The sequence below is a fragment of the Roseomonas sp. TS2 genome, assembly GCF_058833935.1.
On record NZ_JCACVY010000223.1, the window covers coordinates 1 to 6252 of the forward strand.

General features: G+C 73.1%; 6 protein-coding genes. 5 read left to right on the forward strand and 1 reads right to left on the reverse strand.

The features are described from left to right. Positions 1-23 precede the first annotated feature (23 nt). Positions 24-1541 (forward strand): sodium:proton antiporter, encoded by a 1518-nt coding sequence (locus ACZJYS_RS21815; RefSeq protein WP_493180305.1) that lies wholly within the window; start codon positions 24-26, stop codon positions 1539-1541. Between the two features lie 23 nt (positions 1542-1564). Beyond that, positions 1565-2488, forward strand: coding sequence for a methylisocitrate lyase (gene prpB, locus ACZJYS_RS21820; RefSeq protein WP_109515329.1), 924 nt, complete (start codon positions 1565-1567; stop codon positions 2486-2488). On the opposite strand, the gene ACZJYS_RS21825 is transcribed toward prpB, so the two are convergent. Then, positions 2489-3367, reverse strand: a complete 879-nt coding sequence (locus ACZJYS_RS21825) for a LysR family transcriptional regulator (protein ID WP_493180306.1) — start codon at positions 3365-3367, stop codon at positions 2489-2491. It lies immediately after the preceding gene. Between the two features lie 110 nt (positions 3368-3477). Between ACZJYS_RS21825 and ACZJYS_RS21830 the strand changes: the two genes are divergently transcribed. The 3 genes from ACZJYS_RS21830 to ACZJYS_RS21840 are packed head-to-tail and all read left to right on the forward strand — an operon-like array spanning position 3478 to position 6184. Further along, positions 3478-4473: a Bug family tripartite tricarboxylate transporter substrate binding protein gene (locus ACZJYS_RS21830; RefSeq protein WP_109515331.1), complete on the forward strand. Its 996-nt coding sequence runs from the start codon at positions 3478-3480 to the stop codon at positions 4471-4473. Positions 4474-4484: 11 nt separating this feature from the next. Then, on the forward strand, positions 4485-5861 hold the full coding sequence (locus ACZJYS_RS21835) for an acyclic terpene utilization AtuA family protein (protein WP_493180307.1): 1377 nt from the start codon (positions 4485-4487) through the stop codon (positions 5859-5861). Further along, positions 5858-6184 carry an AtuA-related protein gene (locus tag ACZJYS_RS21840; protein ID WP_109515333.1) on the forward strand — a complete coding sequence of 109 codons (327 nt, stop codon included), beginning with the start codon at positions 5858-5860 and terminating at the stop codon, positions 6182-6184. The genes ACZJYS_RS21835 and ACZJYS_RS21840 overlap by 4 nt, the downstream gene beginning before the upstream one ends. Positions 6185-6252 lie beyond the last annotated feature (68 nt).

The window sequence follows — 6252 nt, forward strand, 5'->3', positions numbered from 1 at the left end:
CCCGAATCTGAAGGAAACGGTCGATGCCGGGGGTCTGGTCGCGCCGCGGGGTCGCGCGTGTGGGGGCGGCGCTGCCCTCGTTTCTGGTCGGGCTGATGGCCGCCGCCCCGGTCCTGGCGGCCCAGGGGGCAGTGCAGGGGGCGGTGCAGGCGGTAGGGCAAGGAGCGGCGGAGCACGCGGCGCCGGCCCTCTCGGCGCTGTGGGCGCTGCCCTTCGCCGGCGTGCTGCTCTCCATCGCGCTGATGCCGTTGCTGGCGGGGCATCTCTGGCATCACCATTACGGCAAGATCGCCGCGGGCTGGACGGCGCTGTTCCTGCTGCCCTACGCGCTGGCCTTCGGCGCCGGTCACGCCTGGCATGAGTTCACGCATGTCCTGGTGGGCGAGTACCTGCCCTTCATCACCCTGCTCCTCGCGCTCTACACCACGGGCGGCGGCGTGCTCCTGAAGGGCAGCCTGGTCGGCACCCCGGGCACCAACACGGCGCTGCTGGCGGTGGGCACCGCCATCGCCAGCCTGATGGGCACGACCGGCGCCTCGATGGTGCTGATCCGGCCGCTGCTGCGGGCCAACGCCGGGCGGCAGCGGAAGATGCACAGCTTCGTCTTCTTCATTTTCCTGGTCAGCAACATCGGCGGCAGCCTGACCCCGCTCGGCGACCCGCCGCTCTATCTCGGCTTCCTCAAGGGGGTGAGCTTCTTCTGGCCCACCACCAACCTGTTCGGGCCCTTCCTGTTCTGCACCGCGCTGCTGCTGGCGCTGTACTGGGTCATCGACACCCTGGCCTATGGGCGCGAGCGCAAGGCGCCGATCGCCCCCGCCGCCGAGCGCGCGACGCATGCCGACCATGCCGAGGCGCCGCCCGGCGAGAAGCTCGGCATCGATGGCTGGGTGAACGTGGCGCTGATCGGCGCGGTGGTGGCCGGCGTGCTGATGCAGGGCGTGTGGCTGCCGGGCGAGATCTCGCTGCTCGGCCAGCCGATCGGGCTGGAGCGGGTGGTGGCGATGGCGCTGTTCCTGGCCATCACCGCCGCCTCGGTCTGGCTGACGCCGGCGCGCATCCGCGAGGCCAACGGCTTCACCTGGGGGGCCATCCTGGAGGTGGCCAAGCTGTTCGCCGCCATCTTCCTCACCATGGCGCCGGTGCTGGCGATGCTGAAGGCCGGCGCCGATGGCCCGCTCGCCGGCCTGGTGGCGCTGACCTCGGACGCCGCCGGCCAGCCGCTCCCGGCCATGTATTTCTGGCTGACCGGCGCGCTCTCCTCCTTCCTCGACAACGCGCCGACCTACCTCGTCTTCTTCAACATGGCGGGCGGCGACGCCGCCACGCTGATGGGGCAGGGGGCGCTGACGCTCGCCGCCATCTCCTGCGGCGCGGTGTTCATGGGCGCCAATTCGTATATCGGCAACGCGCCCAACTTCATGGTGAAGGCCATCGTCGAGGAGCAGGGCGTGCGCATGCCGAGCTTCTTCGGCTATTGCGGCTGGGCGCTGGTGTTCCTGGTGCCCACCTTCGTCCTGGTCACGTTCCTGTTCTTCTGAGACCGCCCGAGAGGAAACCGCCCATGCCCTACGTCATCGCCGACGACCTGCCCGAAGCCCCCGCCGGCCAGCGCTTCCGTGCCCTGCTGGAGCGGCCGCAGATCCTGCGCATGCCCGGCGCGCATCTCGGCATCGCGGCGCTGCTGGCCAAGCAGGCGGGGTTCGAGGCGCTCTACATGTCGGGCGCCGCCATGTCCGCCACCATGGGCCTGCCCGATCTCGGCATGATCACGGTCGATGACGTGTCCTGGCACATCCGCCAGGTGGCGCGCGCCTCGGCCCTGCCGGTGCTGGTCGATGGCGACACCGGCTATGGCGAGGCGCTGAACGTGATGCACATGGTGCGCAGCTTCGAGGAGGCCGGCGCCGCCGCCGTGCACCTCGAGGACCAGCTCCTGCCCAAGAAGTGCGGCCACCTGAACGACAAGAAGCTGGCCGATGCGCGCGACATGGCCGCCAAGGTGGCCGCCGCCCGCAAGGCGCGCCGCCACCTCTACCTGATCGCCCGCACCGACGCTGCGGCCAGCGAGGGCATGGACGGCGCCGTGGCCCGCGCGAAGCTCTACCTGGAGGCCGGCGCCGACGCGATCTTCCCCGAGGCGCTGACCACGCGCGAGATGTTCGAGGAGTTCGCCCGCCGCATGCCGGGGGTGAAGCTGCTGGCCAACATGACCGAGTTCGGCCGCACCCCCTTCTTCACCGCCGAGGAGTTCGAGGCCATGGGCTATTCCATGGTCATCTGGCCGGTCAGCCAGCTCCGCGTCGCCGCCCGCGGGATGGAGGAGCTGTATGCCGCCATCGCGCGGGATGGCGGCACCCACAAGATGATCAACCGGATGCAGACCCGCGCCGAGCTGTACGAGACCATCGGCTACCACGACTACGAGTCGCTCGACTCCACCCTGGTGAAGACCATCGTGCCCGAGGGCATGCCGCAGGACCGCTGATCAGCCGGCCAGCACCTCCGCCAGCGCCTCGGCGGCGGGGGAGAGGCTGGCGCCGCGGCGGCGCAGCAGCACGATGCGCCGCCGCAGCAGCGGCGTGTCGATCGGCCGTGTCTCCAGCAGCGGCGCCACGCGCAGCTCCACGGCGGTGGCAGGCAGCACGGCGATGCCGAGCCCGGCCCGCACCAGCGCCACCGCCGTGCTCATGTAGGTGGCCTCGTAGGCCGGGCGGACGCTGAGGCCGGCGGCGGCGAAGGCCTGCTCCACCAGGGCGCGCAGGCTGCTCTCCGGGTCGGTCAGCACCAGCGGCGCGGCGGCCAGCGCCGGCAGGGTGAGGTTCGCCGTGGCGGCGAAGGCATGGCCGGGCGGCAGCACCGCCGCCAGCGAATCCTCGAAGAGCGGCGTCTCCTCCAGCTCCGGCTCCGGCCCGGCGGCGTGGCCGATGCCGAGCTCCGCCTCGCCCGCCTTCACCAGCGCCGCCACGCGCCGCGCCACCGCGTCCCGCACCATCACCCGGATGCCGGGATGGGCGGCCCGCAGCCGCGCCAGCGCCCCCGGCAGCAGGTTGGCCGCCACCGAGGGCAGCACCGCCAGATGCACCACGCCCGAGCGCCGCTGCGCCTGCTCCCGCGCGCCGGCCACCACCGTCTCCAGCTCGTCCAGGATGCGCTGGAAGGAGAGCGCCAGCGCCTGCCCCGCCAGGGTGGGCCGCACCCCGCGCGCCGAGCGGTCGAACAGCGCCACGCCGAGGCTTTCCTCGAGGGCGCGGATCTGCAGGGTGAGGGCGGGCTGCGAGACGTGCAGCCGCGCCGCCGCCCTGCCGAAGCTGCCTGTCTCCACGGCCATGGTCAGAGCGCGGATCTGCCGCAGGGAGTAGCTCATAATTTTGCCCTATGACTGCGCCAGGAAAAACTCAATGGACTTATGGCCGGCGGCACGGCGAGATGGCCGGGAAGGGGCCGGCTGAGCCCCACCCGGTTGGAGACGGCACCATGACCCACCCCACGCTTCGCCGCCGCGCCCTGCTGGGCGGCGGCCTCGGCCTCGCCGCCCTGCCGCTCGCGGCGCCCGCCCTCCGCGCGCAGGAGGCGTGGCCGAGCCGCCCCATCCGCATGGTGGTGCCCTTCGGCGCCGGCACCAGCACCGACATCATGACGCGCCTCGTCTCCGTCCCGATGTCGAAGACGCTGGGCCAGCCCGTGGTGGTGGAGAACCGTGCCGGCGCCGGCGGCGTGGTGGGCAGCGACGGCGTGGCGAAGGCGGCCCCCGACGGCTACACCCTCTGCATGGGCAGCATCGCCTCGCATTCGGTGAACGTCTCGCTGATGCCGAACATGCCCTACGACGTGCTGCGCGACTTCACGCCGATCTCCCTGGTGACGGAGGCGCCGAACCTGCTGGTGATCTCGCCCAAGGTGCCGGCGAAGACGCTGCCCGAGTTCATCGCCTGGGCGAAGCAGCAGCGCGGCGGGGTGAGCTACGCCTCGGCCGGCAACGGCACCTCCAGCCACCTGGCGGGGGAGCTGCTGAAGCTGCGCACCGGCGCGCCGCTGGAGCACGTGCCCTACCGCAGCGGCGCCCAGGCGGTGACCGACGTGATGGCCGGCAACGTGCCGATGATCGTCTATCAGGTGACGGCGGTGCTGCCCTTCGTGCGCGAGGGCACGCTGCGGGCGCTGGCTTCCACCTCCGCCGCGCGGCTGGAGCTGACGCCGGAGATCCCCACCGCCATCGAGCAGGGCATCGCCGAGTTCGACGTCGCCGCCTGGCACGGGCTGTTCGCCCCCGCCAGCCTGCCGGCGCCGGTGCGGGACCGGATCTACGGTGCGCTGAAGGCGGCGCTGGATTCGCCCGAGCTGCGCGCCCAGCTGCGCGAGCAGGGGCTGCAGCCCGTGGGCATGGCGCCCGCCGAGTTCCGCCCCTGGCTGGAGGCCGATATCGCCAAGTGGCGCGAGGTGGTGCGCGTCTCCGGCGCCCGCGCGGATTGAGGGCGGCAGGCATGGCTCCCGACACCCTCCTCCGCATTGGCTGCGGCTCCGGCTTCTCCGGCGACCGGATCGACGCGCCCGGGCCGGTGGTCGATGCGCTGATCGCCGCCGGCGGACCGGCCGCGCTGATGCTGGAGGTGCTGGGCGAGCGCACCCTGGCCCTGGCCCAGCGCGAGCGGTTGCACCGCCCCGAGGCCGGCTACGAGCCGGCGCTGATCGACCTGCTGCGGCCCATCCTGGCGCGCTGCGTGGCGCATGGCATCCCCATCGTCACCAATGGCGGCGCCGCCAATCCGCGCGGCGCGGCGCAGGCGGTGCTGGCGCTGGGGCGGGAGCTCGGGCTGCCCGCGCTCCGCATCGGCGTGGTGGAGGGGGACGACATCCGCGGCACGGACGCGCTGGACGACCTCGACCACTGGGAGGGCGATGCCGGAGCGGTGCTGGAGCCGGCACGGGTGATCGCCGCCAATGTCTATCTCGGCGCGGCGCCGATCGCCGAGGCGCTGCGCGGCGGCGCGCAGGTGGTGGTCACCGGCCGCTGCTCCGACCCTGCCCTGGCGCTCGGCCCCATGCTGGCGCATTTCGGCTGGAGCGAGGATGACTGGGACCGCCTCGCCGCCGGCACCATGGCCGGGCACCTGCTGGAATGCGGCTCGCAGATCACGGGCGGCTACTTCGCCGACCCCGGGGTGAAGGACGTGCCGGGGATGGCCACGCTCGGCTTCCCCATCGCCGAGATCGGCGCGGATGGCGCGGTGCTCATCACCAAGCCCGCCGGCACCGGCGGCGTGGTGGACCGCCGCACCGTGACCGAGCAGCTCCTCTACGAGCTGCACGACCCCTCGGCCTACCTCACCCCCGATGTGGTGCTGGACATCACCGGCGTGCGCATCACCGAGGAGGCACCGGACCGGGTGCGGGTCGCCGGCGCGCGCGGGCGGCCACGGCCGGAGCGGCTGAAGGCCACGGTCAGCCTGCCCGGCGGATGGCTGGGCGAGGGCGAGATCTCCTATGCCGGCCCCAATGCCCGCGCCCGTGCCGAACTGGCCGGCCGCACTCTGCGCGAGCGGCTGCGGATGCTGGGGCTGGAGGCCGCGGCGCGGCTCGACCTGATCGGCGTGGTCAGCGTCTTCGCCGGCGATGACGGGGTGCCGGCCGGCACCGGGGATCTGGCGCCGGCCGATCTGCGGCTGCGCCTCGCCGTGGCCACCGAGACCCGCGCCGAGGCGGAGCGGGCGGTGCGCGAGGTGCTCTCCCTCTACTGCTGCGGCCCGGCCGGCGGCGGTGGCGTGCGCACGCGGGTGGTGGACCGCATCCGCACCCTCTCCTTCCTGGTGCCGCGCGAGCGGCTCGCCCCCCGCGTCATCCTGCTGGAGCTGGAAGCATGAGCGCCGTGCCGCTGTACCGCCTCGCCCATGCCCGGGCGGGGGACAAGGGCAACCGCCTGAACATCGCCCTCATCGCCCACCGCGCGGAGGACTGGCCGCATCTCGCCGCGCAGGTGACGGAGGCGCGGGTGCTGGCGCATTTCGCGCACCGTGGCGCCAGCGCTGTGCGGCGGCACGACCTGCCGGGCCTCGGCGCCTTCAACTTCGTCATCGAGGACGTGCTGCAGGGCGGCGTGAACGGCGCGCTGAACCTGGACGGGCATGGCAAGTCGCTCTCCTTCCACCTGCTCGCCCTGGAGGTGGAGCCGCCCGCGCCGGGCTGACGCGGCGCCCCCTGTTGCTCCCCCTGGGCGGCGGCGGCGTGCCTGCTAGACTTCGCGGCATGGGAACG